This window comes from Synechococcus sp. CS-1328 (genome assembly GCF_025128095.1).
Taxonomy (GTDB): Bacteria; Cyanobacteriota; Cyanobacteriia; order PCC-6307; family Cyanobiaceae; genus CBW1002.
Genome location: NZ_JAHLYT010000015.1, coordinates 15536 through 39517 on the forward strand (window position 1 = coordinate 15536; position 23982 = coordinate 39517).

At 65.7% G+C, this 23982-nt stretch carries 30 protein-coding genes; 17 read left to right on the forward strand and 13 right to left on the reverse strand.

The annotated features are described in order from the left end of the window. The first annotated feature begins 162 nt into the window (after positions 1–162). On the forward strand, positions 163–687 hold the full coding sequence (gene dcd, locus KQ310_RS02405) for a dCTP deaminase (protein ID WP_259720194.1): 525 nt from the start codon (positions 163–165) through the stop codon (positions 685–687). 49 nt (positions 688–736) lie between these two features. Here the strand turns inward: dcd and KQ310_RS02410 are convergent, their stop codons facing one another. After that, positions 737–1012, reverse strand: a complete 276-nt coding sequence (locus tag KQ310_RS02410) for a hypothetical protein (protein ID WP_259720195.1) — start codon at positions 1010–1012, stop codon at positions 737–739. Between the two features lie 138 nt (positions 1013–1150). On the opposite strand from KQ310_RS02410, the gene KQ310_RS02415 reads away from it, so the two are divergent. The 3 genes from KQ310_RS02415 (at position 1151) to KQ310_RS02425 (ending at position 6024) form a co-directional block, all read left to right on the forward strand. Then, positions 1151–2629 (forward strand): glycosyl hydrolase family 57, encoded by a 1479-nt coding sequence (locus KQ310_RS02415; RefSeq protein WP_259720196.1) that lies wholly within the window; start codon positions 1151–1153, stop codon positions 2627–2629. 26 nt (positions 2630–2655) lie between these two features. After that, positions 2656–5484 (forward strand): cyclic nucleotide-binding domain-containing protein, encoded by a 2829-nt coding sequence (locus KQ310_RS15810; RefSeq protein ID WP_311134686.1) that lies wholly within the window; start codon positions 2656–2658, stop codon positions 5482–5484. Positions 5485–5619: 135 nt separating this feature from the next. Continuing rightward, complete coding sequence (locus KQ310_RS02425) at positions 5620–6024, forward strand: molecular chaperone DnaJ (protein ID WP_259720197.1); 405 nt, start codon at positions 5620–5622, stop codon at positions 6022–6024. A 46-nt stretch (positions 6025–6070) separates the two neighbouring features. Here KQ310_RS02425 and KQ310_RS02430 read toward each other — a convergent pair whose 3' ends face one another. The 7 genes from KQ310_RS02430 to KQ310_RS02460 all read right to left on the reverse strand — a co-directional run bounded on the left by KQ310_RS02430 (position 6071) and on the right by KQ310_RS02460 (position 10464). Beyond that, positions 6071–6349: a DUF427 domain-containing protein gene (locus KQ310_RS02430; protein ID WP_259720198.1), complete on the reverse strand. Its 279-nt coding sequence runs from the start codon at positions 6347–6349 to the stop codon at positions 6071–6073. A 296-nt stretch (positions 6350–6645) separates the two neighbouring features. Then, positions 6646–6789: a chlorophyll a/b-binding protein gene (locus KQ310_RS02435; RefSeq protein WP_197149257.1), complete on the reverse strand. Its 144-nt coding sequence runs from the start codon at positions 6787–6789 to the stop codon at positions 6646–6648. Between the two features lie 921 nt (positions 6790–7710). Continuing rightward, a complete protein-coding gene (locus KQ310_RS02440) occupies positions 7711–7959 on the reverse strand; it encodes a thioredoxin family protein (protein ID WP_259720199.1) in 249 nt (82 codons plus the stop codon). Between the two features lie 130 nt (positions 7960–8089). After that, the gene (locus KQ310_RS02445) at positions 8090–9151 is read right to left on the reverse strand and encodes a permease (protein WP_259720200.1); all 1062 of its coding nucleotides are present in this window, start codon (positions 9149–9151) and stop codon (positions 8090–8092) included. Next, positions 9148–9468, reverse strand: a complete 321-nt coding sequence (locus KQ310_RS02450) for a helix-turn-helix transcriptional regulator (protein WP_259720201.1) — start codon at positions 9466–9468, stop codon at positions 9148–9150. Before KQ310_RS02450 ends, KQ310_RS02445 begins: the two co-directional genes overlap by 4 nt. Before the next feature lie 298 nt (positions 9469–9766). Then, entirely contained in the window at positions 9767–10183 is a 417-nt protein-coding gene (locus KQ310_RS02455) for a type II toxin-antitoxin system VapC family toxin (protein ID WP_259720202.1), read from the reverse strand. Between the two features lie 2 nt (positions 10184–10185). After that, the gene (locus KQ310_RS02460; RefSeq protein ID WP_259720203.1) at positions 10186–10464 is read right to left on the reverse strand and encodes a FitA-like ribbon-helix-helix domain-containing protein; all 279 of its coding nucleotides are present in this window, start codon (positions 10462–10464) and stop codon (positions 10186–10188) included. 108 nt (positions 10465–10572) lie between these two features. Between KQ310_RS02460 and KQ310_RS02465 the strand changes: the two genes are divergently transcribed. The 8 genes from KQ310_RS02465 (at position 10573) to KQ310_RS02500 (ending at position 16715) form a co-directional block, all read left to right on the forward strand. Continuing rightward, on the forward strand, positions 10573–10869 hold the full coding sequence (locus KQ310_RS02465) for a hypothetical protein (protein WP_259720204.1): 297 nt from the start codon (positions 10573–10575) through the stop codon (positions 10867–10869). A 24-nt stretch (positions 10870–10893) separates the two neighbouring features. Next, entirely contained in the window at positions 10894–12033 is a 1140-nt protein-coding gene (locus KQ310_RS02470) for a DNA methyltransferase (protein WP_259720205.1), read from the forward strand. Next, positions 12002–13336 carry a type IIL restriction-modification enzyme MmeI gene (locus KQ310_RS02475; RefSeq protein WP_259720206.1) on the forward strand — a complete coding sequence of 445 codons (1335 nt, stop codon included), beginning with the start codon at positions 12002–12004 and terminating at the stop codon, positions 13334–13336. The genes KQ310_RS02470 and KQ310_RS02475 overlap by 32 nt, the downstream gene beginning before the upstream one ends. 28 nt (positions 13337–13364) lie before the next feature. Beyond that, positions 13365–13682, forward strand: a complete 318-nt coding sequence (locus tag KQ310_RS02480) for a hypothetical protein (RefSeq protein WP_259720207.1) — start codon at positions 13365–13367, stop codon at positions 13680–13682. After that, positions 13679–14014: a hypothetical protein gene (locus KQ310_RS02485; RefSeq protein ID WP_259720208.1), complete on the forward strand. Its 336-nt coding sequence runs from the start codon at positions 13679–13681 to the stop codon at positions 14012–14014. Before KQ310_RS02480 ends, KQ310_RS02485 begins: the two co-directional genes overlap by 4 nt. Positions 14015–14098: 84 nt before the next feature. Further along, positions 14099–15145, forward strand: coding sequence for an ArsJ-associated glyceraldehyde-3-phosphate dehydrogenase (locus tag KQ310_RS02490; protein WP_259720209.1), 1047 nt, complete (start codon positions 14099–14101; stop codon positions 15143–15145). Further along, positions 15142–16422, forward strand: coding sequence for an organoarsenical effux MFS transporter ArsJ (gene arsJ / locus KQ310_RS02495; RefSeq protein ID WP_259720210.1), 1281 nt, complete (start codon positions 15142–15144; stop codon positions 16420–16422). The genes KQ310_RS02490 and arsJ overlap by 4 nt, the downstream gene beginning before the upstream one ends. Next, positions 16419–16715: a hypothetical protein gene (locus tag KQ310_RS02500; protein ID WP_259720211.1), complete on the forward strand. Its 297-nt coding sequence runs from the start codon at positions 16419–16421 to the stop codon at positions 16713–16715. The genes arsJ and KQ310_RS02500 overlap by 4 nt, the downstream gene beginning before the upstream one ends. 21 nt (positions 16716–16736) lie before the next feature. Here the strand turns inward: KQ310_RS02500 and KQ310_RS02505 are convergent, their stop codons facing one another. After that, positions 16737–16952: a chlorophyll a/b-binding protein gene (locus KQ310_RS02505; RefSeq protein WP_259720212.1), complete on the reverse strand. Its 216-nt coding sequence runs from the start codon at positions 16950–16952 to the stop codon at positions 16737–16739. A gap of 89 nt (positions 16953–17041) precedes the next feature. Here KQ310_RS02505 and KQ310_RS02510 point away from each other — a divergent pair, with 89 nt between their 5' ends. Then, positions 17042–18181 (forward strand): SLC13 family permease, encoded by a 1140-nt coding sequence (locus KQ310_RS02510; RefSeq protein WP_399237457.1) that lies wholly within the window; start codon positions 17042–17044, stop codon positions 18179–18181. Continuing rightward, positions 18121–18372 carry a hypothetical protein gene (locus KQ310_RS15925; RefSeq protein WP_399237459.1) on the forward strand — a complete coding sequence of 84 codons (252 nt, stop codon included), beginning with the start codon at positions 18121–18123 and terminating at the stop codon, positions 18370–18372. The genes KQ310_RS02510 and KQ310_RS15925 overlap by 61 nt, the downstream gene beginning before the upstream one ends. A 13-nt stretch (positions 18373–18385) precedes the next feature. On the opposite strand, the gene KQ310_RS02515 is transcribed toward KQ310_RS15925, so the two are convergent. From KQ310_RS02515 to KQ310_RS02525, 3 genes are read right to left on the reverse strand one after another with little or no spacing between them, the layout of a single operon-like run. Beyond that, positions 18386–18613 carry a hypothetical protein gene (locus KQ310_RS02515; protein ID WP_259720213.1) on the reverse strand — a complete coding sequence of 76 codons (228 nt, stop codon included), beginning with the start codon at positions 18611–18613 and terminating at the stop codon, positions 18386–18388. A gap of 11 nt (positions 18614–18624) precedes the next feature. Next, positions 18625–19959 carry a sodium-dependent transporter gene (locus KQ310_RS02520; RefSeq protein ID WP_259720214.1) on the reverse strand — a complete coding sequence of 445 codons (1335 nt, stop codon included), beginning with the start codon at positions 19957–19959 and terminating at the stop codon, positions 18625–18627. 3 nt (positions 19960–19962) lie between these two features. Then, positions 19963–20502, reverse strand: a complete 540-nt coding sequence (locus KQ310_RS02525) for a DUF368 domain-containing protein (RefSeq protein WP_259720215.1) — start codon at positions 20500–20502, stop codon at positions 19963–19965. Between the two features lie 128 nt (positions 20503–20630). Between KQ310_RS02525 and KQ310_RS02530 the strand changes: the two genes are divergently transcribed. The 3 genes from KQ310_RS02530 to KQ310_RS02540 all read left to right on the forward strand — a co-directional run bounded on the left by KQ310_RS02530 (position 20631) and on the right by KQ310_RS02540 (position 22800). Beyond that, the gene (locus KQ310_RS02530; protein WP_259720216.1) at positions 20631–21068 is read left to right on the forward strand and encodes a hypothetical protein; all 438 of its coding nucleotides are present in this window, start codon (positions 20631–20633) and stop codon (positions 21066–21068) included. A gap of 84 nt (positions 21069–21152) precedes the next feature. After that, positions 21153–22403 carry a 1-deoxy-D-xylulose-5-phosphate reductoisomerase gene (locus KQ310_RS02535; protein ID WP_259720217.1) on the forward strand — a complete coding sequence of 417 codons (1251 nt, stop codon included), beginning with the start codon at positions 21153–21155 and terminating at the stop codon, positions 22401–22403. A 43-nt stretch (positions 22404–22446) separates the two neighbouring features. Beyond that, positions 22447–22800 (forward strand): ferredoxin, encoded by a 354-nt coding sequence (locus tag KQ310_RS02540; protein WP_259720218.1) that lies wholly within the window; start codon positions 22447–22449, stop codon positions 22798–22800. Here KQ310_RS02540 and KQ310_RS02545 read toward each other — a convergent pair. Continuing rightward, positions 22781–23920 (reverse strand): YheT family hydrolase, encoded by a 1140-nt coding sequence (locus KQ310_RS02545; protein WP_259720219.1) that lies wholly within the window; start codon positions 23918–23920, stop codon positions 22781–22783. The genes KQ310_RS02540 and KQ310_RS02545 overlap by 20 nt on opposite strands. Positions 23921–23982: the final 62 nt, after the last annotated feature.

The window sequence follows — 23982 nt, forward strand, 5'->3', positions numbered from 1 at the left end:
CGCGTCGCACACGCCGTGTCGTCTCCTCGGTGCCGGCTGATGGCTTCAGCCGATGGGGATCGCCGCCATCCCGGACAGCCCGGCGGAGCTGATGGCGCTCAGCCTGGGAGTCCGGGCCGAGCGCTTGAGATAATCCACAACCGCCCACCCCCATGGAAAGTCATGACCGTTCTGGGGAGAGAGGCGATCCTGCAGGCGATCCAGCAGGGCTCGATCACGGTCACCCCGTTCGATCCCGAGCGGCTGGGTGCCGCCTCGCTCGACCTCACCCTCGCCCCCACCTTTCGCGTCTTCCGCAAGGTTCACGCGGTGATCGAAGTGCGTGAGCACACCGATTACAGGCAGCTCACCGAGAAAATCGAGGTGCCCGAGGGCCAGCACATCCTGATCATGCCGGGCGAAACGGTGCTCGGCATCACCCAGGAGCGGCTGCGCCTGGGCCCCGGGCTGTGCGGCTGGCTGGAGGGTCGCAGCCGTTTCGCGCGGCTGGGCCTGATGGTGCACATCAGCGCCCCCTTCATGGGGCCGGGGATCGACAGCCAGCAGGTGCTGGAGATGAGCAATTTCGGCCCTGCTCCCCTGGCTGTGCATCCCGGCACCGCGATCTGCCAGTTCGTGTTCCAGAAGCTGCAGGGCAGCGAGAGCTACGCCGGCCTCTTCGCCGGCCAGACGGAAGACTCCTTCTGAGCGCCCCTGCTTTCATGCAACTCCCTTGGTTGCTCCAGGTCGGCTGAGATCAGAAAATCCCCAGGGTTTTCTTCTTGCAATACCCCGCCCCAATGTTCATCCAGCCCGAGTCACAGGGCTTGCCGTCGGTGGGTTTCACCTCGTAATCGATGGGTGAATTGCAATGCTGCTTCAGGTCATTCACATACCCAAGCGGGCACTCGTCATAACCCGGCAGTTTGGGAATCCGCTTCTGAGCCAGTGCTGGCCCCGGCGCCAGCAGCGGCAGGGCCAGAGGCGGCAGGGTCAGAAGCACAGCGGCCAGACCCAGGGGTAGCGTCTGCACTGGCTGAGCAAGCAACTGATCAAACCCTAGGAGTTTGTCGCGGGTCTCGCCACTTGCCGGCGCCGATGTCCTCAATCACGAAGACTGCGGAAGGGGGCGAGCAGCTCGGGGCCAGCTGGGGTGAGCAGAATGGGGACCATGCAGACCAGACAACCACCAACCCCCCTGCCGCCGATCGCTGGCTCTGAAGCCGAGATCCTTGCGCTTGTTCAGGATTCCGGCCCGGTTTTCCTGCCGCACACCAATCTCCAGCTGGAGCAGATCCGTTCAGGCTTTGCCTGCGCGCTCCACATGCATCAGCCCACGATTCCAGCCGGGGCGCATGGCGAACTCATCTCCCATCTTCAGTACATGTTGGAGCACCCGGGCGAGGGCGATAACCACAACGCCGAACCCTTTGCCCAGTGCTACAGGCGCCTCGCTGACATCATTCCCCAGCTGATTCAGGAGGGCTGCAACCCTCGGATCATGCTGGATTATTCGGGCAACCTGCTCTGGGGCGTTGAGCAGATGGGCCGCCACGACATCCTCGAGGCCCTCCAGAAGCTCGCCTGCGATCCCACCCTCCAGCCCCATGTGGAGTGGCTCGGCACCTTCTGGAGCCATGCGGTGGCGCCCTCCACGCCCATCCCCGACCTGAAGCTGCAGATCCTGGCCTGGCAGCATCAGTTCGCGGCCCTCTTCGGTGAGGAAGCCTTGCAACGGGTGAAGGGCTTTTCACCTCCGGAAATGCACCTGCCCAACCACCCCGACACGCTCTATGAATTCGTGAAGGCCCTCAGGGAGTGTGGCTACCGCTGGCTGCTGGTGCAGGAACACAGCGTCGAGAACCTCGATGGCTCCGGCCTGTCTCAGGAGCAGAAATTCATCCCCAACCAGCTCGTGGCGCGCAGCTCCAGTGGCGAAGAGGTCTCGATCACGGCACTGATCAAAACCCAGGGGTCCGACACCAAGCTGGTGGGCCAGATGCAGCCCTGTTACGAAGCCCTGGGGCTCGGCCGGCAAGTGCTGGGAGACACCACGATTCCTTCACTCGTTTCCCAGATTGCCGACGGGGAGAATGGTGGCGTGATGATGAATGAGTTCCCGCCAGCCTTCATTCAGGCCCATCACACCATTGCTTCCGATGGCAGTGAACCGGGCACGGTGGCGATCAATGGCACGGAATACCTCGAATTGCTGGAGGCCGCTGGTGTGTCAACCCAGGATTTCCCGCAGATTCAAGCGGTGCATCAGCACAAGCTGTGGCAACAGCTGAGCGGATCGCCTACCCCCGCCGCCATTCAGGCGGCGATCGCCCACCTCCAGGCCACCGATCCCTCCTTCTCGATGGCCGGCGCCTCCTGGACCAACAACCTCAGCTGGGTGGAGGGCTACGCCAACGTGCTGGAGCCGATGAACAGCCTCAGTGCCCAGTTTCACCAGGTGTTTGATCCCCTGGTGGCTCACGACCCCGCCGTGACCCAGACCCCGCCCTATCAACAGGCCCTGCTCCATCTGCTGCTGCTGGAAACCAGTTGCTTCCGCTATTGGGGACAAGGCACCTGGACCGAGTACGCCCGCGAGATCCATCGGCGTGGCGAAGCCGCGATCGCCGGCGCCCTGGCCCATCGCTAAGGTCAGCGCCTCCGGTGCTTCACAGCGTGGACGGTCAGGTGACGGAACGGCGCATGCATCTGGTGCGGTGGGCACTCACCACCGGCTGGCTGCTGATCATCGCCTCGCTGCTCTACGACCCGTTCACGCCGCGCTTCACCGAGCCAGACCACCCCTGGAGCCCGCTTCGCCTGCCGGCCGATTGTGTGCCGGTGCAGGGCACCTGCCTGACGGAGACCCCCTATCCCCTGGGAACCACCCTGTTCTGGGGGCTGGTGGTGCCGGCGGGCGTTTTTGTGCTGCTGGTCTTCGGCCATGAACTCTGGCGGCGCATCTGCCCGCTCTCCTTCCTCTCCCAGATACCTCGGGCCCTGGGGCTGCAGCGCCAGATCGCCCGGGTGAATCCGAAAACCGGTGAGAAGCGCTTCCAGCTCGCCAAGGTGCAGGGCGATTCCTGGCTGGGCAAGCACTATTCCCAGCTGCAGTTCGGCTGGCTCTATGTCGGGCTCTGCGGCCGCATTCTCTTCTTCAACGCCGACCGACTGGTGCTGTTCGCCTGGCTGAGCTTCACCATCGTCTGCGCCATCGCCGTGGGCTGGCTGTATGGCGGCAAGAGCTGGTGCCAGTACTTCTGCCCGATGGCGCCGGTGCAGAGCATCTACTCCACCCCCGCCGGTCTGCTGGGCAGCAGGGCCCACATGGCCGCCACCCCGATCACCCAGTCGATGTGCCGCACCGTTCAGCCCGATGGCGCTGAACAGAGCGCCTGCGTGGCCTGCCAGCAACCCTGCATCGACATCGACGCCGAGCGCACCTACTGGGCCCGGCTGCCCACCCCTGCCTTCGCCTTCGAGCGCTACGGCTATGTGGGATTGGTGCTGGGCTACTTCCTCTATTACTACCTTTACGCCGGCAACTGGGACTACTACTTCTCGGGAGTCTGGCTGCGTCAGAGCGACCAACTCGCCCTGCTGCTGCGGCCAGGTTTTGTCCTGTTCGGCCAGCCGATCGATGTGCCCAGGCTGGTGGCCGTTCCCCTGTTCCTGGGGCTGTGCACCTGGCTGGGGGTGCTGGTGGGCCGGGCGATCGAGTCGGGGCTGCGGGGGCAGGTGCGCCGCCGGGGTGCTGAGCCCGATCGGGATCGCATCCGCCACCGGGTCTTTCTGGTGGCCACCTATCTGGTCTTCAACTTTTTCTTCCTGTTCTCCGGCCGGCCTCTGATCCTGCTGCTGCCGGCCTGGGTTCAGTACCTCTACGACGTGATCCTGGTGGCGCTGAGCACCCTCTGGCTCTACCGGGCCTGGGGGCGTTCGCCAGCCCTTTACGGCCGCGAAAACCTGGCGGAGCGCTTCCGCAAGCAGCTGGCCCGCATGGATCTCGATGTGGGCCGCTACCTGGATGGTCGCTCCCTCGCCGATCTGGGCACCGAGGAGGTCTACGTGTTGGCCAAGGTGCTGCCGGGCTTCACCGGCCACAAGCGTCTGGAGGCCTACAAGGGCGTGGTGCGGGAGGCCCTCGAGGAGGGCTTCGTCAATGCCGCCAGCAGCCTGGATGTGCTCAAACAGATGCGCCTGTCGCTCGGCATCAGCGACGACGAGCACCGCCAGCTCCTCGATGAACTGGGAGTGGAGGATCCCGGCCTGCTCGATCCCGACAGTCGCCGCAGCCTTGAAGACCAGATTCGCCTCAGCGGCTATCGCAAGTCGCTGGAGCGATTGATGCTGGTTCAGAGCCTCGGTGATGGCGGCGTTCGAGGTGATGCCGCCGGCGATGGGGCGGCCTTGCGGGCGCTGCGGCGGGAGTTCGGCATCTCGCTTCGAGAGGAGGAACGGGTGCGGGGCGACGTCTCCCCCAGGGCCGCTGCGATTCGCAAACTGGAGTTGTTGCTGGAGCGGCTGCCGGCCCTCACGGACGGCTACCGGGCCTTGCATCAGAGCGCCCTGAGACACCAGTCGGTCGTGCTGGACCTGGTCGATGACCGTCTCCAGTTGCGCAAGGAACTGACGCTGCGGGCCATCCTCGCTGGCCTGGTCACCCTTCAGGAGGATCCGGTGGTGCCGGCCCTGGTGCAGCGCCTGCAGGCCATCGCGCCGCTGGGGTTGCCTGAACTGGTTCAGGCGGACGACTGGGCGGGACGCCTGCCCGCCTCGGTGGCCGAGGCCCTCGGCCGGCCCGGCGGCGAGATCGCATCCTGTCCCCTGCAGGTGCCCGTGGTCGACACGCTCACCTTCCTCGACAGCCTGGCGGCTGATCCCAGCCCCACCCTGGCCGCTGCCGCTCTGTTCCTCAGCGCCTGCCTGGATGCTGAACGGGCCCGGTCCCTGGCGGCCCAGGTGGGCGGCAAGGCCAGCCCACCCCTGCTGGCCCAGACGGCCCAGGCCGTTGGCGCCCTGCAGGGCCCGCCGGCCCTGAGGGATTGTCCGGAGCTGGAGAAGCGGGTGTTCCTGGCCACCAGCGATTTCTTCCGCCGCAGCGATGCCGACACCCTGGCCGCCCTGGCCGAACAGGCTGATGTGCGCACCTTCTCCCGCGGCGATCTGATCACCGAGGCCGGCGACACCTGCCGTGAGCTCCTGCTGTTGATCGAAGGCCGGGCCCTGGTGCGCCACCGCGTGGGCGAGCGGGAGTGGCTGGAGGACATGGAGCCCGGCCGTGTGCTTGACGAACTGGAGGTACTCACCCACAGCACCTCGGAGAGCACGATCGTGGCCGAAGCCGATGGCACCCGGGTGCTGGCGGTGCCGGTGGATTCCTTCGATGCAGTGCTGGAGCGCGATCCCGACTTCGCCCGCCGGGTGCTCGAACTGGAGAGCGGCCAGCTGCAGCGGCTGATGCGGGCTTCGGCCGACTCGCCTGCTGGCGGCCTCAGCTCCTGACGCTCTCGTCGCTCGGTTCTGCCCGATTCAGCAGGGCCTGATAACGATCTCGATCCGCTTGTCTGTGCGCCGATTCTTCATCTGCCGGGGTGTGTGATGGAGGAAACTGGATCCATCAGTGATGCCTGTGTTGTGATGCCCCAGACCCTGCGAGAGCGATCGATGCCTCTGGTGGTGTCCCGTTCCTCCACGGCGGAGCCACCCCGGTCCGAACCTGACCCGGGGGAGGTTCCCCGGGGATTCGGTGGGTTCGGAGCCGAACGGAGCAGCAGGCGCAGGAAGAGCAGCAAGAAAAAAGGTCCCTCCCTCAGCCAGGCCGACTGGGGCCCCCTTGGCAAGCATCCAGACCTGGACGCGATCGTGGCGCGTCAGCGGTTGCATCTGCCCCTCTCGGGTCGGATCCGGGAAAGTGATGTCACCCGGGCCTGGAAGAACGCTGCGGCGGAACACCATCCCGATCGGGGCGGTGCGCACGACACCATGCAGCGTGTCAATGGTGCCCGGGATCTCCTGCTGGGCCGAGGACTTGAAGGCGGTTGATCGCCGTTGTGCTGGCCACCCCGGCTCAGATCAGCTTCAGATCAGTTCAGCTGACCACGACGCCCTTCCAGAACGCCACCCGGCCGCGGATCTCCTCGGCAGCACTCTTGGGATCCGGATAGAACCAGGCGGCATTGGCATTCACTTTGTCGCCCACCACCACGTCGTAGTAATGCGCTTCTCCCTTCCAGCCGCAGACGCTGCGGTGAGATGACGCACGGAAACGGTCGGCCTTGAGGGCCTCGGCCGGGAAGTAGGCATTGCCTTCCAGCTTGACGATGTCGTCGCTGCTGGCCAGGACGGCGTCATTCCAGCGGGCTTCCATGGGGAACGGGCAAGGGGATCTTCATCCTGAAGCCTGATGGCCCCTAGCGGCGCCGCGGGGTCTGAGCAGCAGAGCATGGGGAGGGATGGATCGACTACTGAAAACAACGAAAACCCCAAGGCAGTGCCCTGGGGTTTTCTGTGAGTCGTGCCCGGGCGAAGCCTGGAACAATCAGCGGGAGTTCGTCGGTGCCAGATCACTGGGACGGGTGAGCACAAAGGTCACCATCCCGGTGAGCAGAATGACAACTCCAATCAGGCCGGCAATGGCAGCGGTGTAATCGGTGCTCATGGCGATCAACCGAGGCCGATCTGGGAGAGGATGCCCTGGCCGGTGAGGAGCTCGGTGCCCAGGCCGATCACGAAGCCGAGCATGGCCAGGCGGCCGTTCCAGGTCTCGGCGAAGGCCACGAAGCCGAAGCGGGAAGAGGAGTCAGTCATGGGTGTTTCGGTTTGTTGCGAGAACTGTAACAGAGTTTGAAGCTGTCAGGGCGGATGCGTTTCCCTGGCCGACGCCGACGCCGACGCCGAGCCGATGCCGAGCCGATGCCAACGCCGAGGCAGAGCCGTCCGGCCTGAGGGATGTTGGGTTGTTGGGTCTGAGCAGTTCTGCTCCGATCGGGTCCTGATCGGAGGCCCTTGCTAATACTGGAAAATCTTCAACAGGCCTTGGCCATGACCAGAACCCGTACCTTCTGGCTGCCGATGGCCGTGGGACTGGCCCTCTGCCTGGCAGCGCCTGGATTGGGACTGGCCAGGCCGAATCCAGGCGGTCTTGGCGGGCCGGCCTCGGGGGCTGGAGTGGCTCCCGGGGCAGGGTTTGGAGCGGCGGGGGCAGGACTGGATCGTGAACCTGGCGTGGGGGCCGGGGGCGTCGGTGGGCCGGCCTCGGGTGCGGGTGTCTTGCCAGGGGCCGGTTTCGGCGAAGCTGGCGCCGGGCTGGAACGGCGTCCGTTCGAAAACCCTGGTGGCGTCGGTGGGCCTGCGTCTGGTGCCGGTGTTCGGCCGGGTGCCGGATACGGGGCTCCAGGAACTGGGCTCTACAGACGCTGAAGCATCGGTCGCAAGATCACCCGCAACATCACCATCCCCGCCTGGCTGCAACCAGCTCTCTGGCTGCAACCAGCACGGAAGACGGGGGCATGGTCGTTCCCCTTTCCCGCTCTGCTCCCACCTCCGCCGCTCGACGACGCCAAAGGCCTGATCGATCGGCCAGTTAGAGGGGGTGCGCCGCGTGCGTCCTATGGCAGCCGGCCTCAGCTGAACCTGCTGTCTTGATGAACCTGTTGTTCATCTGCTGCCTGGGCCGGCGTGGGCCGGCGATGACGGCTGTTTCGGTGGCGTTCATCCGGGTGAACGCGATCACCGGCCTATTGATGCTGCGCTGAGCAGGGATCGGACCTCCTCGGCAGCGGGCACCCGACCAGCCACCACAACCTGTTCATCGATCACCAGGGCAGGCGTGCGCATGACGCCGTAGCCGGCGATAGCGACGGGATCGTGAATCATTTCGATGCTGGTGTCGATGCCGAGTTCAGCCGCCCCGTTGCGGGCGTGTTCTTCGAGGGTGATGCATTTCCTGCAGCCACTGCCGAGAATTTTGATGTCCATGTTGTGCGGGAAGAAGGATCAGGAAAACAGGATCTGGAATGCAGTGTCAGAAAAGCAGTTTCAGGAAAGCAATGTCAGAAAAGCAATGTCAGAAAAGCAGTTTCATGAAAGAAAGACCATGAAAGCAGGATCAGGCAAGCAGGGCATTGAACAGATAGCCAATCAGCATGATCCCCACGCCAGTGACCGAGAAGAAGGCGGCCAACAACGGGGGTTGGAGTACCCGACGCAGCAGGATCAGCTCCGGCACCGACAGGGCCACCACACTCATCATGAAGGCGAGAACCGTGCCCATCGGCAGTCCCTTCTCATAGAGCGCCTGCACCATCGGCATCACACCTGCCGCATTGGAATAGAGCGGAATCCCGAGCCCCACGGCCACCAGAACGCCGAAGGGGTTGTCGCGACCGGCGTAGCTGGCGAAGAAGTTGGTGGGCACCCAGCCATGAATCAACGCCCCCACCCCGATGCCCACCAGCAGATAGGGCCAGATCTGCCGCAGGATCGAGCTCACTTCCTCGGCGCCCATCTGCAGCCGCTGCTCAAACGACAGACCCTGGGAAAAATCCACGGCGTGGCCATGCAGCTTGGTCTCGTAGACAAACGATTCCACCCAGCGCTCGACACGCAGACGGCCCAGCACCCATCCCGCCAGGATGGCGATCATCAGGCCGGAACTGACGTAGATCAGCGTGATCTTCCAGCCGAACAGACTGAACAGCAGCCCGATCGCCACCTCGTTCACCATCGGGCTGGCGATCAGGAAACTCATCGTTACCCCCAGCGGAATTCCCGCGGCCAGAAAACCGATGAAGGCCGGCACCGCACTGCAGGAGCAGAAGGGTGTGATCACCCCGAGCAGGGCGGCCAACACGTTGCCGATCCCTTCGCGGCGTCCGGCCAGCAGGGCCCGGGTGCGCTCCACACTCAGGTAGGAGCGCAGCACCGTCACCAGGAAGATGATGCCGCTGAGCAGCAGGGCGATCTTGATCGAGTCGTAGAAGAAGAAGCGCAGGGTTTCGCTCAGCCGCTGCTCCGGATCCAGCCCCAGCCAGCCGAACAACACCGCGTCCCAGAGCGATTCGTTGATCCGGTAGAGCAGCAGCCAACCAGCCACCAGGCCGGCCAGCAGGGCGACATGGCCCGGCCGGCTGGTGCGCAGCCACCGCATCGCTGGGGTGACGTTGTTCATCGGCAGGGGGTGGCGGGCTTGCTGCACTGGGCGCCAAGCTCCGCCAGCCAGTCGCGCAGCTGTTCGATCGCTTCGGGGCGCAGCTGGTAGTAGATCCAGCGGCCCTCCTGCCGGTCGGCCAGCAGCCCCGCCTGCTTGAGCACCTTGAGGTGAAAGGAGAGCTTCGACTGGGCCAGGCCGAGATCGGCAGTGAGATCGCAGACGCAACGCTCGCCGCTGCCCAGCGCCTCGATCACCTGCAGGCGCAGGGGCTCGGCGAGGGCCCTGAGCAGAGCTCGGGCCTGCTCAGACTGGAGAGGCGTGGTGGCGACGCCCATGGAATCGACCCTGCCTGGTCCATCAACGCTAGTTGCTTGGTTGGAGGCAGGCGATGAAGACGGAGTTCAATGGCCCGGCGTCGCCGCGGCAGGGCCTCCTCCATCAAGCGCCGGATGGCAGGCCCCGTCTTGCGCTCACCGGTGAGCTCCAGGAGGTCCTGACTCTCTTGATCCAAGAGATCCTCGCTCCCGTTCCTGTTGGAGGGTGAATGGTTCGGATGCCGAAGCTTCTTGGCGCCAGTGGCGCCTTCGATCCACGTCCTGCGGCGTTGCCCAGGATGCCTCTGGTCAACGCTGGTCAAGGGGTGTTCCAGGGGTTGATCAGCTCCAGGCCGAGGTCAACGAAATCGCCCACGTTGCGGGTGGCCAGTTGGGCGCCCTGCGCCAGGGTGATGGCCGCGATCACCGCATCGGCCGTGGCGATCGGCCGCCCCAGCTGCTCCCGTCTGCTCAGCAGCTCGCCATACCAATGGGCGGCCTCCCGGTGGAAGGCGAACACCCGATCGCTCAACAAGGACGGCACCAGCGCCTCCCAGCTCCGCTGCAGAGCGTCTCGTCTGCGACCCTCCGGCAAACGGGCGATGCCGTGCAGGATCTCCGCCTCGTTCATCGCCGTGATGCCCACTTCCGCTGGATCGAGGCCATCGGCCCAGGCCAGCACCACCGGATCGGGCTGAGGCTTCATCAGCTCGGCGATCACGTTGGTGTCGAGCACGATCACAGCCGACCCTCACGGCCGTTGTCGTTGCCGAATGGCTCCGGCCGGGCCGGTGAGGTGCGCTCAGGCAGCTCCAACTCCACTCCGCCGAGGGCCGCGAAATGGGCCTGGATGCGACGGCCCAGACCAAGGCCGCCCGAGGAGCCAGCCGTTGCTCCCACCGCCTGGCGCAGGATCGTGCGCGCTTCCTCCTCCATCGAGCGTCCGTGGCGGGCGGCCTGAAGGCGCAACTCGGCCTTGGTGGCTTCGTCGAGGTTGCGAATCGTCAGGCTGGCCATGGCGGACTCTTTGCAAGCAATGCACTCAATGCCATCAACGCTAGCGGGCCGCACCCCAGCAGAATCCCAGCTGCCGAAGCACAATCGGCCGTACTGACGTCCACCCCGTTGATCACACCCCAGGCCCTGCAGACCTTCGCCGACTGGGTGGCCTCGATCCGGGGCGATGAGGACAGCGAGGCACAGACCTACGTGAACCGGCTGCTCCAGGCCTGGGGCTGGGCCGATGCGGTGGAGGCGGGCACCACCTTCGAGCGCAAGATCCCCAAGGGCAGCCTGGCCGGCGGCATGGGCAATGCGGACGCCCTGATCGAGGGAACACGCGCCACGGTGCTGATCGAGATGAAGAGCCGGGGCAAGGCGCTCGGGCCCAACTTCCCGCAACTGCAGCGCTACTGGATCTAACTCACACCCAAGCCGCTCTATTCGATGCTCTGCAACTTCGACGAGCTGTGGGTCTACGACTTCAACCAGCTCGTGGACGAGCCCCTGGTGAAGCTGCGGGTGGCGGATCTGGCCAGCCAGTCGTCGTCCCTTGCCTTCCTCAGCAAGAGCGAGCAGCCGGTGCACTTCGGCCTTAACCAGATCGAGGTGACCGAGGCCCAGGCCCGCAGCATGGGGGAACTGTTCGGGCGGTTGCGGAAGCGGGGCGAGGCAAGCGGAGCCTTCACGGCCCTGGAGGCCCAACGGTTCGTGCTCCAGTGCGTGCTCAGCCTGTTCGCCGAAGCTCGGGGCTTGCTGCCGAACCTGCCGTTCACGCTCGCCCTGGACGCCTGCCAGGGGGGCCAGAGCAGCTACGACGTGCTCGGCAACCTGTTCGGCGAGATGAACACCCCCGGCGTCACGCCCGGCGGGCAGTTCCGGGGAACGCCCTACTTCAACGGCGGGCTCTTCGCCCACATCCCTCGGCTTGAGCTGCTTTCCGATGAGCTGGATCTGCTCAGTGCCAGCGCCGAGGAGAACTGGCAACGGGTGCGGCCCAGCATCTTCGGCAACATCTTCGAAGCCAGCAGCGACCCGAAGACCCGCCACGCCCACGGCCAGCACTTCACCAGTGAGGTGGACATGCTGCAGATCATCCGGCCCACGATCGTGGAGCCCTGGGAGGAGCGGATCACCCAGGCCGGCAGCATCGCCGAACAGGAGGGCCTGCGGCAGGCGTTGACGCAGTACCGCGTCTGCGATCCGGCCTGCGGCTCCGGCAATTTCCTCTATATGGGCTACAACGCCGTGAAGGATCTGGAGGTGGCGATCCTGCGGCGCATCGACGAACGGCGCAAATCCGAAGCCAGGAAGGACCAGGGGGTTCTGGGCCTGGTGACGCCGTTGCAGTTCTACGGCATGGACACCAGCCCATTCGCGGTGGAGCTGGCCAGGGTGACGCTGATGATCGCCCGCAAGGTGGCCAACGATCGCCTGGGGCTCACCGAACGGGACCTGCCGCTCGACAACCTCGATGCCAACATCAGGGTGGCCGATGCGCTGTTCACCCCCTGGCCGGAGGCGGATGCCTATGTGGGGAACCTACCGTTTCTAGGTGGGCAAGAATATCAGGATAGAGCTAGATGATGCATATGTGGATCGGCTATATGAGTACTTCCCGGAGATAGGTGACAGTGTAGATTTCTGCGCTTATTGGTTCAGGATCGCACAAAATAACCTAAAGAGTGATGGGAGAGCAGGACTTGTTGCCACAAGCTCAATACGGCAGGGAAAGAGTCGAAGGGCCGCTCTTGATTATCTCCGAGACAACGGTGGACATATCCACTCTGCAATCTCGTCGCAACCCTGGTCAGGGGATGCAAAAGTTCATGTGAGCATCGTGAATTGGAGCATCCAGGAACCATCAAGATTTTATCTTGATGGGGAAATAGTAAGCTCGATCAGCACCTCACTCAGTTCCAATCTTGATACCTCTAAAGCGCTGGGACTAAATGCCAACAAGGGAATTGCCTTCCAAGGAGTGATTCCAGTTGGTGTAGATGGATTTGCGATTAGCCCTGAACAGGCTGCCGACTGGATTGACAGTGACCCTAAATGCGCAGAAGTCCTAAAGCCATTCCTAACAGCGGATGACTTGGCCGCCGTGCCATTGGCAACGCCAAGAAGATGGATCATTGACTTTAATAACATGACTCTCGAAGCCGCCGAAACATACAAAGCTCCTTTCTTGCATGTAAAAACTTACTCGAAGCCATTTCGAGAAGATAATCGACGCGAAGTAACACGAGTCTACTGGTGGAAATTTGGCGAGAAAAGGCCAGCAATGCGTGAAGCAATTAAAGCCAATGGTGGAGCCTTTTGTTTTCCGCGTCACTCAAAGTGGTTTATCCCCCTTACTGTTGCCCCCCTCCTCCTGCTGCCAGGCGACTCAACTACGGTTATCGCCTCATCTGATCTTTACATCTTGGCAGTCTTGTCTTCCAGTCCTCACAGAGAGTGGGTCAATGCCCAGGCTTCAACCCTTAAAGCAGACATACGCTACACACACACAAGCTGCTTTGAGACTTTCCCTTTTCCTCAGCAAGTCGACCATGCAGTGGTCAACGCACTGCGCAGGGTAATGGCGGAACTGAACACCTTTCGAGACGAGATAATGACTCAAAGAAATTGTGGAATTACTGATCTTTACAAGTCATATCTTGCTCGACCCGAGCGACGCGGCCTTGTCGATCTGGAGCCCGCAAGCCAGCTCGCCAAGTTCCACCAGGCGCTTGATGCCCTGGTGCTCAAGGCTTACGGCTGGAAGGCCAGAGAAGACATCCTCAGCAACCTCCTGGACCTGAACCTGGAGCTGGCGGAACGGGAGGCGGCCGGGGAGACGGTGGTGGGGCCGTGGGCGCCTGGCAGCCACCAGGGCAGGTTGCCATAATGGGGACACCCCACATTGGGCAGCATCCATGGCCCCTGTCGAGCGGATCGTCAAGGCTGACCAGGCCGGCAGGCTCAACCTGGGCCGCAAGCTGGCCGGACGTGCCTATCGGGTTGTCGAACGCGGCACCAGCTTCGTTCTCGAGCACGTCGAGACCGTCCATGTCCCCGCAGAAGAGGCATGGCTCTACCGCAACGCCCAGGCCCTGGCCTCCGTGAAGCGGGGCCTGCAAGAGATCGCTGCAGGAGAGTTCGCCTCCGGACCCGACCTCGACGCAGCGCGCCAGCTGGCCGCGACGACGTTCCCTGTTGAAGAGGGTCCGGATGACGCAACCGATGCCGGATGAACTTCAAGATCCAATGGACACCCGAAGCTGAACCTCAGTTCAACGCCCTTCAGGCCTCGGCAGAGAAGGCTGTGCGCCTGGGCAGAAAGACGAAGCCGTTCAGCCTGTTCAAGCAGGTGGAGGGCTGCATCAACAAGCTCAGAACCCAGTGGCCCAGGCATCAGGGTCTGCACACCCACGAAGTCACCTCTCTGAACAATCCCCTGAGGCCAGGCGAGACGATCTTTGAGGCCTACGCCCAGAACCACACACCCGGCGCCTACCGGGTGTTCTGGTGTTACGGCCCTGAGAAGGGCCAGATCACCATCGTGGCCATCACGTCCCATCCTTGAGGCATGGGCCTAAGGGCGGGTGCTCCCCAACACCCACCCATCAACCAACTTTGATCTAAGTTTCCAGAGCTTGCCCCTGCCTTCATGAAGATCGGCATCAACGGCTTCGGCCGCATCGGCCGCCTCGTGTTCCGCGCCCTCTGGGGCCGCCCAGGCGTTTCAGTGCTGCACGTCAACGACCCGGCCGGGGATGCCGCCGCCGCCGCCCACCTGCTGGAGTTCGACTCGGTGCATGGCCGCTGGCCCCAAGCGGTGCAGGCGGATGCAGACGGCTTCCACGTGGCCAACCAGCCCGTGGGCTACAGCCAGCACAAGGATCCCGCCGCCGTGCCCTGGGCCGCTGCCGGCGTGGACCTGGTGCTCGAATGCAGCGGCAAGTTCAAGACCCCCGCAACCCTCGAGCCTTACTTCAGCGCGGCGGGCCTGAAGCGGGTGATCGTGGCCTGCCCGGTGAAGGGCGTGATCGCCGGAGAGGAAGCGCTCAACATCGTCTACGGAATCAACCACGACCTCTACGACCCAAGCCGCCATCGCCTGCTGACCGCCGCCTCCTGCACCACCAACTGCCTGGCACCGGTCGTGAAGGTGGTGCACGAGAGCTTCGGCATCCACCACGGCTCGATCACCACCCTGCACAACATCACCAACACCCAGGTGGTGATCGACAGCTTCAAGAGCGACCTGCGCCGGGCCCGCTCCGCCAGCAGCTCCCTGATCCCCACCACCACCGGATCAGCCAAGGCGATCGGCCTGATCTTCCCGGAATTGCAGGGCAAGCTCAATGGCCACGCCGTGCGGGTGCCGTTGCTGAATGCCTCGATCACCGATGCGGTGTTCGAGCTGGAGCGCGCGGTGAGCGCCCAGGAGGTGAATGGCGCCTTTGCCGCCGCCGCCGCCGGCCCGCTGCAGGGAATCCTGGGCTATGAGGAGCGGCCGCTGGTGTCGGTCGATTACCTCAACGACAGCCGCAGCTCGATCGTCGATGCCCTCTCCACCATGGTGACGGGCGGCACCCAGCTCAAGGTGTTCGCCTGGTACGACAACGAGTGGGGCTACAGCTGCCGCATGGCCGATCTGGCCTGCCACGTGGCTTCCCTGGAGGGGGCGGCCGCGGAGGGTGCAGCGGGATGAGGCAGCTGACCGCCCTCCAGCAATACGGCATCGTGACGGCCAACTACTGGGCCTTCACCCTCACCGACGGCGCCCTGCGCATGCTCGTGGTGTTCCACTTCCACCAGCTCGGCTACTCCACCCTGGAGATCGCCTTCCTGTTTCTGTTCTACGAGTTCTTCGGCATTCTCACCAACCTCTACGGCGGCTGGCTGGGGGCCCGCTTCGGGCTGCGGCTCACGCTCTGGGCGGGCACCTTGATGCAGGTGGGCGCCCTGCTGATGCTGATTCCCGTCGCCGACGACTGGCCCCGCTGGTGGAGCGTGGCCTACGTGATGGTCGCCCAGGCAATCAGCGGCATCGCCAAGGACCTCAACAAGATGAGCGCCAAGAGCGCCATCAAGACCGTGGTGCCGGAAACCCCCGACGACCACAGCCGCGGCGAAGCCCAGCTGTTCCGATGGGTGGCGATTCTCACCGGCTCCAAGAACGCCCTCAAGGGGGTGGGCTTTTTCCTGGGCGGAGTGCTGCTAGCCACGATCGGCTTCAATGCCGCCGTGGGCGCCATGGCCGCCGGTCTGTTCCTGGCCTTCCTCGTCACCCTGGTGCTGCCGGGTGAAATCGGCCGCATGAAGGAGAAGCCGGCCTTCAAGGCCCTGTTCTCCAAGTCGAAGGGGATCAATGTGCTCTCAACGGCGCGCTTTTTTCTGTTCGGCGCCCGCGATGTCTGGTTCGTGGTGGCCCTGCCGGTGTTCCTGCAGGCGGCCCTGGGCTGGAAGTACTGGGAGGTGGGCGGTTTCATGGGGCTCTGGGTGATCGGCTACGGGATCGTGCAGGGCTCCGCGCCGGCCCTGCGCCGCAGCTGGGGGCAGAGCGCTCCGCCGGGGGTGTCCGCCGTGCAGTTCTGGAGCGCCATCCTCACGGCCATCCCGGCCCTGATCGCCGTGGCGCTGTGGCAGGAGGTGGCCCAGCCGGGGGTCGCGATCGTGGTGGGGCTGGCGGCCTTCGGCGTGGTGTTCGCGATGAATTCCTCGATCCACAGCTACATGGTTCTGGCCTACACCGACGCCGAATCGGTGAGCCTCAACGTGGGCTTCTATTACATGGCCAACGCCGCCGGCCGGCTGGTGGGCACGTTGCTCTCCGGTGCCCTGTTCCTGGTGGGCGGGATGCAGGCCTGTCTGTGGTGCTCGGCGCTGCTGGTGGGGCTGTCGTGGCTGAGCAGCCTGCGGCTGCCGGTGCCGCCGCGGGGCGTCCACGCCGCCGCCAGAGTGCAGTGCCTTCCACCACAGCCATGACGCCGACCCGTGAGCAAATCCTCGCTGCCTCCGCCGGCTGGGTGGCGGTTGTGCTGAACGTTCTCCCTGGCCTCGGTGCCGGCTACCTCTACCAACGCCGCTGGACGGCGTACTGGATCACCTCGGCTCTCGCCACTGCCTGGTTTGTGGCGGGGGCGGTGTTGGGCCAGAACACCGATGCGGCAGCCGAGGCTCAGAACCAGCTGGTGGGCCTGATCGGTCTGGTGCTGCTGGCAGCCGTCACGGCAACAGAGGCTGGCCTGGCCGTGAAGCGGGTCCGTCCGAGCAGCTGACGATGGGTCTGCGCAGCGGTCTCAGCCCAGGTACCAGCGCAGCAGCGCCAAGACCTGCCCGGCTGGCCCATGGCCGGTGATCCACTCACCACAGACAGCAGCAGCAAAGCCGAGCATGGCGACGCGACCATTCAGCCGCTCCACGCCGGCCAACGCCGTTGTATTCCAGGGTCGTGCTGTCGTGAGTCCTTCGCCGAACCGCTCGAGCGGCTCGTAGTGGAACGAACGGTTGGGCAAGGGGGATCTGCGCAGGTGCTCAGAGCCTATGGGGCCAGCCTGTGCCTTGTGGTTCCCCGGCCTGCTGGTTCGGCGCGGTCCTCTTTGAGGTGATTTCACTCTCCGGCTGGATCACCCTGGCGGTGCTTGTCGCCGCCATCGTGGTGTTCGTGGGCGGCTGGCTGGCGCCGGAAATCGTGGCCTTGCTCGCCGCCGGCATTCTGATCGCCACCCGGGTGCTCGAGCCTGGCCAGGCTCTGGCCGGCTTCGGCAGCCCCGCCCTGATCACCCTGGTGGGCATGTTCGTGCTCTCCGAGGGGTTGCTGCACAGCGGGGCCCCTCGATCGCCTGCGCGAGCTGCTCGGCTCGCGCCGCATCCGCTCGCCGCAGCGTCGTGTGGCCCTGCTGGCCAGCGACGTCTCCGCCAATCTCGGCTACGGCGAATTCCACCTGTTCTCGTTCACGGCCATCGGCCTGCCGGTGTGGTTGAACGGCAGCCTCTCCTCTATCTGCTGCTTGCCTCCCGCTTCCTGCCTGACCGCGGCCTCAACGGCGGTGGCACCCTCACCGAACTCACCCGCCAGGGTTACCTCACTGAGGTGGTGGACCTGGCCGGCACCCTGCTCGACGCCCCGGAGAACGACGACCCCTCCGCCATTGCCAAGGGCATCCGCCTCACCGAGGTGCTGCTCCCCGGCGGTTCGAAGCTGGCAGGCACCACCCTGCGCGATCTGCGCTTCCGCCAGCGTTTCAACGCCACCGTTCTGGCGGTGAAACGCGCCAACACCACGTTGCAGGACAGGCTCCCCTCGACGCCATCCGCGGCCTGCAGGAGAACAGCGAGCTCGTGGTGCTCGACGAACTGGAGAACGACCTTGCTGGCGGTGCTGCTCGTCTCCGGCCTTGGGCTGATCTCCCTGGTGGCGGCGGTGCTGCTGGCGGTGGGGGTGCTGGTGATCGGTGGCTGCCTCGATGCCAGCAGTGCCCTGAGCGCTATCCGTTTGGACGTTTACCTGCTGCTCGGGGGGCTGTTCAGTTTCAGCGCGGCGCTGCAGCAGGGCGGCCTGGCCCAGCTCGCGGCCGATGCCTTGCTGATCCGGGGCTCGAGCCCTGGCCGGTCTATGGCGCCCTGGTGGCGGTTTACGCCGTCACGCTGGTGGGCCCCGAATTGCTCAGCATCAGGGCCACCGTGCTGCTGCTGCTGCCGGTGGTGGCCAGGCTGGCCGAAGGGCTGCACCAGCCTCCCTTGATGTTCATCTACGTGGTGGTGTTCGCCGCCAGCCAGAGCTTCCTCTCGCCGATCGGCTACCAGACTAACCTGTTGGTCTACTCACCGGGTAACTACCGCTTTCTGGATTTCCTGCGCTTCGGCTGGCCGTTGTCTCTGCTCTACTGCCTGCTGATTCCACTGGTGATCCTGCACACGGTTCCGGAGGGCTGATCCGCACGCTCGGCTAGGGCCGTTCCCGTCCCGCCATCATCACCTCGATCTTGCGGATCCGCTTGAGGGTCGTCTGCCACACCTCCAACTGAAAGGCACGGCTGGGGTCGCCGCCGGCCACGGCCTGACTGCACGCCTCGACCAACTCCTCCAGGTCTTCCCGGCGCTCGAAGGCCTCCCAGAGCTGGCGCTCCAGCCTGGCCCGTTCAATGAAGTTCCAGCGCTGCAACCAGGAGGCCATCGGATCGGGCTTCAACCAAACCACATCTTCGCCAGATCCAGCACCGACACGCTGAGGCCCACCGCAATCGCCGGCACCGAGATCCAGCGCAGACTGAACAACAGGGCACTGCGTAGGGCCGGCGGGGTGCCGCAGCCCTGGAGATCGCTCAGGAAGCGTGCCGGTGCCTGCCAGCTGAGCAGCAGGGCGATCAGCAGCCCACCGAGGATCAGCAAGACACCGCCAAACAGGGCATCCATCACCTCCAGGGCACCGGTGCTCAGGGCCGGCGGCAGCCCCAGCACGGCCACCAGCGCCACGCAGGTCCACACCGCCTCGCGGCGCCTCCAGCCCAGCCCATCCACCAGCGAGCTCACCGGCACCTCCAGCAGCGACACACTTGAGGTGATCGCGGCGATGTAAGCCAGGCCGAAGAACAGCACCGCCACCAGCCGTCCAGCAAGTCCAATCGAGGCCAGACCTGTGGGCAGGGCGATGAACAGGGTCCCCACCGTGCTGCCGCTCACCACATCACCCAGTCCAAAGCTCGCCACCAGCGGGAAGGTGACGCAACCGGCCATCAGACCCACTGCCGTATCCATCCCCACCACACTCAAAGCTTCGGCAGGCAGTCCACTGCGGCGGTTCAGGTAGGCGGCATAGGCCAGGATCGCGCCGATGCCGGTGCCGATCGAGAAGAAGGCCTGGGTGAAGGCATTGCGGATCGTTGTGGGCTCCAGCAGCTTGGCCGCGTCCCAGCGCAGCAGGAACTGGTGGTAGCCGGCGCCGGCGCCCGGCAGAAAGGCGGCCCAGATCAGCAGGCCCAGCAACAGCACGAACAGGGCCGGCATGCCCCAGCGGCTGAGCCGTTCGATGCCGCCCCGTACACCGGCCGCCACCACAACACCAGTGAGGGCCAGGCTCACCAGCAGGCCCAGCACTGCGCCACCGCCGCTGCTGATCAGCCCGAAAAAGGCTTCCGAGGCCGCCATGTCGGCCGGCAACCCCACCAGCAGGGCGTGCAGCAGGGTGCGGCCGGTCCAGCCCATCAGCACCGCATAGAAGGCCAGGATTCCAAGCGCCGCCACCAGGAACAGCAGGCCCAGCGGTGCCCAGCGGCGACCGCCGGCGGTGATCGGCGCGATCAGCGGCGCATGGCTGGTGCTGCGGCCCAGCACCATCTCCGCCACCAGCACCGGCAGGCACACCACCAGCACGATCACCACATAGAGCAGCACGAAGGCGCCACCGCCCCCCTGGGAGGCGCGGTACGCGAAGCCCCAGAGGTTGCCCAGACCCACGGCGCTGCCCGCGGCAGCGAGCACGAAGCCAAACGAGGAACTCCACGACTCAGAGGCCCGTGCCATCGCTCAGCCCCCCATCTCCTCAACACCTGCCCGCTGCTGCAGCTGCTCGATCCCGACCACCAGCGCCACCCCGACCGCCATCGCCACCAGCCCCTGCCAGCCCCAGTGGGCGTGACGGGCGATCAGCACGATCGCGCCGATGATCAGGCCGAAGAAGAAGGCGAACAGCAGCACCGGCTGGAACTCGTACAGCCAGGTGATCGGCCGCACCAGCAGCAGCACCGAGGCCGCAAGACCTGCCAGGAGGGGCACCAGAAAGCTCAGGTGCACCCGCGCCGCCGCGGCGCTCCAGTCGCCTCGGCGCAGCAGGGCCAGCAGGCCCAGATCGAAGCCGGCGATGGCCTCGAGCAACTGGCCGTAGATGCCGAGGATGAAGGCCATGCTGGCGCCGGACACGCCCGGGACCACATCGGCGGCGCCCATGGCCACGCCGCAGGCCACCACGTAGGGCAACGAGGGTTGCGGTGACGCGGCAGGGGCATCAGGCCGGGGCGTGGCCGGCGGTTCGGGGGACTCGGAAGGGGCAGGAGGAGACGCTTGCATCGCGGGAACAACGGGGCCGGCGGGCCGCAGGTGGGCGCATCTTGCCGTGGCCGGCAACGGTTCGACACCGAAGAAGGGCAGGCCTGTCCCAACGGCTCACACTGCGAATTGACCCTGACGACCCGACCATGAAGGCTGGACGAATCACCGTGTTGTTCTTGAGTGCCGTGCTCGGCCTGGGCTTCGCCTCCTGGAGCACCGGCACAGCCCTGGCCCGCAACGGGGCCGACGATGGCCCCGGCCACGACCAGCTGGACGACCGAGGCGGCAGCCGGCCGGAGGCCATCAGCGACGATCCCATCAGCGATGACTCCCAGTCCAGCAGTGATGACTCTCAGGTCGGCACCCCGGCTGCCGGGGCTGCCTCCAACGACGACGGCGGCAGCAAGCGCAACAAGGGCAAAGACGACAAAGGCAAGGACAGCAGCAAAAGCAACAAAGACAGGAGCAACAAGGGCAAGAACGACAAGGGCAAGGACCGAAGCCGCGACAAGTCTCAGGACAGGGAGCAGCAGAACGATCCGCAGAAGCAAGACCGACAGGAGAAGCGGGACAGCCGCCGCTGATGCCCCAGCTGACACCACAGCCTCCGCTGACCCCACAGCCGCCCTCCCAATGGGAGACTGGCCGCGCTCCACGCCGATCCGCCTGTGAAAGCCCTCAGCGTGCTGGGATCCACGGGTTCGATCGGCACCCAGACCCTCGAGATCGTTGAGGAGTTTCCGGATCGCTTCCGAGTTGTGGCCCTCACCGCCGGCCGCAACCTCGACCTGCTGATCGATCAGATCCAGCGTCACGCCCCGGAGGTGGTGGCCCTGGCCGATGGGGAGCTGGTGGCGGTGCTGCGCGAGCGGCTGCAGGCCCTCGAGCCCGGTGCCAGACCTGCCCGGTTGCCGGAGCTGCTGGGCGGCCCGGATGGGCTCTGCGCCGCCGCCGCCTGGCCCAGCGCCGATCTGGTGGTGACCGGCATCGTCGGTTGCGCCGGCCTGCTGCCCACCCTGGCGGCGGTGCGGGCCGGTAAAGACCTGGCCCTGGCCAACAAGGAAACCCTGATTGCCGCCGGGCCTGTGGTGCTGCCCGAGCTGGCCAGGAGTGGCTCGCGGCTGCTTCCGGCCGATTCCGAGCACTCGGCCATCTTCCAGTGCCTGCAGGGCACCCCCTGGGCCGACACTGCCCGGCTCAGCACGGGCGTGCCCACCCCCGGTCTGCGCCGCATCCAGCTCACCGCCAGCGGCGGCGCCTTCCGCGACTGGGACGCCGCCGATCTGGCCAGGGCCACTGTGGCCGATGCCACCAGCCACCCCAACTGGAGCATGGGGCGCAAGATCACGGTGGATTCGGCCTCGCTGATGAACAAGGGTCTCGAGGTGATCGAAGCCCACTACCTGTTTGGGCTGGATTACGACCAGATCGAGATCGTGATCCACCCGCAGTCGATCATCCATTCGATGGTGGAGCTGGCCGATTCCTCGGTGCTGGCCCAGCTGGGCTGGCCCGATATGAAGCTGCCGATCCTCTACTGCCTCAGCTGGCCGGAGCGGCTCGAGACCCCCTGGCGCCGGCTTGATCTCACTGCGGTGGGCCAGCTAACGTTCCGCGCCCCCGATCCGGCCAAATACCCCTGCATGGAGCTGGCCTACGCGGCCGGCCGCGCCGGCGGCACCATGCCGGCGGTGCTGAACGCCGCCAACGAGCAGGCCGTGGCCCTCTTCCTCGACGAGCAGATCCACTTCCTCGAGATTCCGCAGCTGATCGACGTGGTGTGTGATCGCCACCGGGCCGACCTCAGGGCCGATCCCTCCCTGGACGACGTGCTGGCGGTGGACGCCTGGTCGCGCGAGGCGGTGCGTGAGGCTGCAGCCCGGCGGAACGCCAAGGCCCCGGCGGCAATGCCGGCTTGATGGCTGCCCCGAAGCCCCACGCCCCGATGACGTCCACAACGCCATGACCCCTCTGCCGCAGGTCGCCCACCACCTGCTGCTCTGCGCCACCCCCACCAAGGCGCTCTGCTGCGATCCGGCCGTGGGCGCAGCCAGCTGGGACACCCTCAAGCGCCTGGTGCGGGAGCTCGGCCTGGAATCGCCTGGGCGCCCCGAGGGGATCGTGCTGCGCACCAAGGCCGATTGCCTACGCATCTGCAGCGACGGGCCGATCCTGCTGCTCTGGCCGGAAGGGATCGTCTATGGCGGCGTGACGCCCGAGCGGATCGAGCGGATCCTGCACGAGCATGTGATCGGCGGGCGACCGATCGAGGCGTGGATCCTGCAACGGCAGCCGTTCAGCCCTGCGCTGCGCTGAAGTCGAGCAGCCAGCGGGCCGTGAGCCAGTCGCCCCAGCAGCCGGGTGGGCGGCGGTGATCCTCGCTGCCATGGAACCCGTTGTGGCCGCCGCCTGAGGTGAGCGTCACCTCGATCCCAGCAGAAGCCCGCCTGGCAAGCCGGCGGGTGGCCTCCACCGGCACCCAGGGATCATCCACCGCGTGCAGCAGCCGCGTCGGCGGCAGTGCTTCCCCCGCCAGCAGGCGCGGCAGGGGGCTGGCTGCGGCGTAGTAGTGCTCCACCGAGCCATAGCCCCAGCGGGGCGCCGTGATCGCCGCATCGAAGGCGCGGATCGTGCGGCACCGCTCTGCACCCTCAAGAGCCTGGCGCTCCTGGGGCGTCACCCCGAAGGGATCCTCGACGGTCTGGCGGCAGAGACGCTCCAGCAGCCAGCGTTGATAGAGACGGTTCCGGGGCCGCTCGATCTGGCGGGAGCAGGCATCCAGATCCAACGGGCTGCTGATGCAGACCAGTCCATCCAGCACAGGTTCACTGCCAGCGCCAGAGGCCTGGCCCGCGCCATCGAGGCAGGCATTGAGCAGCATCGTGCCGCCCAGGGAAATCCCCGCCCCCAGCAGGGGCAGCGGCCGGCCGGCCAGGGGCCCGGTCTGGGTGGCCTGTCCCAGCTCCTCGGCCAGGCGGCGCGCCTGGGCGATCACCGGCAGCAGGTCACTGCTGCAGCGGCCCGCGTACGTGCCGCCGGCCAGGCGGCGGCCGGCACCGGCACCGCGCAAGTTGAGCCGCAACACCGCAAAACCGGCCGCCTGCAGGGTCAGCCCCATCCGCCGCAGGCCCTCGCGATCGCTTGATCCACCCAGGCCATGCAGCACCAGCACCAGGCCACGGGCGTCTGCCTTGGTTGGGGCCCCATCGAGCAGCGCCAGCAGGCGGTCGCCGGAGCCGGATCTGGCGCGATCAGGAGACGGGGAAGACGATCGGCAGGGCAGCGCTCCCACCGGCCACTCAAGCGGCAATCCCCGATCCAGCGGCAGTTTCGGCGTGTGAAGCGTGTCCCGCAGCGTCTGCAGATCGCCGCCAATCCAGGGGAAGCGCTGGCGGAAGGGCGGCTGCGACAGATCGGCGGGCGAAGCGGAAGCCACGCATCATTGCGAGGGACACCTGCCGATCATGGAGGCCTGCGCTGGCGAGGCACCCCCTTCCC

What these genes read in the sequence shown, in the direction of transcription:
- KQ310_RS02470 (WP_259720205.1), top strand. Translation starts at nt 10,894, where the DNA reads ATGCTCTGCAACTTCGACGAGCTGTGGGTCTACGACTTCAACCAGCTC.
- KQ310_RS02530 (WP_259720216.1), top strand. Translation starts at nt 20,631, where the DNA reads ATGAAGGCTGGACGAATCACCGTGTTGTTCTTGAGTGCCGTGCTCGGC.
- KQ310_RS02540 (WP_259720218.1), top strand. Translation starts at nt 22,447, where the DNA reads ATGACCCCTCTGCCGCAGGTCGCCCACCACCTGCTGCTCTGCGCCACC.
- KQ310_RS02480 (WP_259720207.1), top strand. Translation starts at nt 13,365, where the DNA reads ATGGCCCCTGTCGAGCGGATCGTCAAGGCTGACCAGGCCGGCAGGCTC.
- KQ310_RS02430 (WP_259720198.1), bottom strand. Translation starts at nt 6,349, where the DNA reads ATGGAAGCCCGCTGGAATGACGCCGTCCTGGCCAGCAGCGACGACATC.
- KQ310_RS02515 (WP_259720213.1), bottom strand. Translation starts at nt 18,613, where the DNA reads ATGGCCTCCTGGTTGCAGCGCTGGAACTTCATTGAACGGGCCAGGCTG.
- arsJ (WP_259720210.1), top strand. Translation starts at nt 15,142, where the DNA reads ATGAGGCAGCTGACCGCCCTCCAGCAATACGGCATCGTGACGGCCAAC.
- KQ310_RS02445 (WP_259720200.1), bottom strand. Translation starts at nt 9,151, where the DNA reads ATGAACAACGTCACCCCAGCGATGCGGTGGCTGCGCACCAGCCGGCCG.
- KQ310_RS02525 (WP_259720215.1), bottom strand. Translation starts at nt 20,502, where the DNA reads ATGCAAGCGTCTCCTCCTGCCCCTTCCGAGTCCCCCGAACCGCCGGCC.
- KQ310_RS02435 (WP_197149257.1), bottom strand. Translation starts at nt 6,789, where the DNA reads ATGACTGACTCCTCTTCCCGCTTCGGCTTCGTGGCCTTCGCCGAGACC.
- KQ310_RS02460 (WP_259720203.1), bottom strand. Translation starts at nt 10,464, where the DNA reads ATGGCCAGCCTGACGATTCGCAACCTCGACGAAGCCACCAAGGCCGAG.
- KQ310_RS02425 (WP_259720197.1), top strand. Translation starts at nt 5,620, where the DNA reads ATGCCCCAGACCCTGCGAGAGCGATCGATGCCTCTGGTGGTGTCCCGT.
- KQ310_RS02415 (WP_259720196.1), top strand. Translation starts at nt 1,151, where the DNA reads ATGCAGACCAGACAACCACCAACCCCCCTGCCGCCGATCGCTGGCTCT.
- KQ310_RS02450 (WP_259720201.1), bottom strand. Translation starts at nt 9,468, where the DNA reads ATGGGCGTCGCCACCACGCCTCTCCAGTCTGAGCAGGCCCGAGCTCTG.
- KQ310_RS02490 (WP_259720209.1), top strand. Translation starts at nt 14,099, where the DNA reads ATGAAGATCGGCATCAACGGCTTCGGCCGCATCGGCCGCCTCGTGTTC.
- dcd (WP_259720194.1), top strand. Translation starts at nt 163, where the DNA reads ATGACCGTTCTGGGGAGAGAGGCGATCCTGCAGGCGATCCAGCAGGGC.
- KQ310_RS02520 (WP_259720214.1), bottom strand. Translation starts at nt 19,959, where the DNA reads ATGGCACGGGCCTCTGAGTCGTGGAGTTCCTCGTTTGGCTTCGTGCTC.
- KQ310_RS02500 (WP_259720211.1), top strand. Translation starts at nt 16,419, where the DNA reads ATGACGCCGACCCGTGAGCAAATCCTCGCTGCCTCCGCCGGCTGGGTG.
- KQ310_RS02485 (WP_259720208.1), top strand. Translation starts at nt 13,679, where the DNA reads ATGAACTTCAAGATCCAATGGACACCCGAAGCTGAACCTCAGTTCAAC.
- KQ310_RS02440 (WP_259720199.1), bottom strand. Translation starts at nt 7,959, where the DNA reads ATGGACATCAAAATTCTCGGCAGTGGCTGCAGGAAATGCATCACCCTC.